The sequence below is a fragment of the Pseudomonas edaphica genome (genome assembly GCF_005863185.1).
Taxonomy (GTDB): Bacteria; Pseudomonadota; Gammaproteobacteria; order Pseudomonadales; family Pseudomonadaceae; genus Aquipseudomonas; species Aquipseudomonas edaphica.
In genome coordinates, this window is the sequence record NZ_VBVZ01000993.1 from 1 (window position 1) to 1,254 (window position 1,254).

Below are 1,254 nucleotides of genomic sequence, written 5' to 3' on the forward strand. Positions count from 1 at the left end.
GTCATAAAGACCGGTAACGCCGCGAAACACTGTGGTGCGATGGGATAAAGCGTTGCCAGTTTGATGCCCGCTGGAGGGTATCGAACGAATTAAAATTTGGTACGACGGTACCAATATCTTCTCTGCCTGACAGATTTAGAGGAACGACCGTGCATAACGTCGTCATCAGCGGCACTGGCCTGTACACCCCGGCCAACAGCATCTCCAACGAAGAGCTGGTGCAGTCTTTCAATGCTTACGTGCAACAGTTCAATTCAGACAACGCTGCCGCCATCGAGCGCGGTGACGTGCAGGCATTGACCGAGTCCAGCGCCGCCTTTATCGAGAAAGCGTCGGGCATCAAGAGCCGCTTTGTGATGGACAAGGACGGCATCCTTGACCCACAGCGCATGGCCCCGTGCTTGCCCGAGCGCAGCAACGACGAGTGGTCGGTACTCTGCCAGATGGCCGTCGGCGCCGCCGAACAAGCCCTGCAGCGCGCCGGCAAGACCGCCGCCGACATCGATGGCGTGATCGTCGCCTGCTCCAACCTGCAGCGCGCCTACCCGGCCATCGCCATTGAAGTCCAGGAAGCCCTGGGCATCCAGGGTTTCGGCTTCGACATGAACGTGGCGTGTTCCTCGGCCACCTTCGGCATCCAGAACGCGGCCAACAGCATCCAACTGGGCCAGGCCCGGGCGATCCTGATGGTCAACCCGGAAGTCTGCACCGGCCACTTGAATTTTCGCGACCGCGACAGCCATTTCATCTTCGGTGATGCGGCCACGGCGGTGATTCTTGAGCGTGCTGATCTGGCGACCTCCGAGCACCAGTTCGACGTGGTCAGCACCAAGCTGCTGACCAAGTTTTCCAATAACATCCGCAACAATTTCGGTTTCCTCAACCGTACCGCCGAAGAAGGCATCGGCGCGCCGGACAAGCTGTTCGTGCAGGAAGGCCGCAAAGTCTTCCGTGATGTCTGCCCGATGGTTGCCGAGTTGATCGGTGTACACCTGCAAGAAAACCAACTGAGCGTGACCGACGTGAAGCGCTTCTGGCTGCACCAGGCCAACCTGAGCATGAACCACCTGATTGTGAAGAAGCTGCTGGGCCGCGAAGCCTCGGTGGAAGAAGCGCCGGTGATCCTTGATACATACGCCAATACCAGCTCGGCGGGCTCGGTGATCGCGTTTCACACCTATCAGGACGATCTGCCCAAGGGCTCGGTTGCAGTGCTCAGCTCGTTCGGTGCGGGTTACTCGATCGGCAGCGTGA

General features: G+C 59.2%; 1 protein-coding gene. It reads left to right on the plus strand.

Going from position 1 to position 1,254, the window contains the following annotated elements; translation table 11 throughout:
• Positions 1-149: 149 nt before the first annotated feature.
• Positions 150-1,254, plus strand: a 1,105-nt coding sequence (locus FEM54_RS32750; RefSeq protein WP_138454304.1) for a beta-ketoacyl-ACP synthase III, incomplete at its 3' end; no start/stop codon positions are given.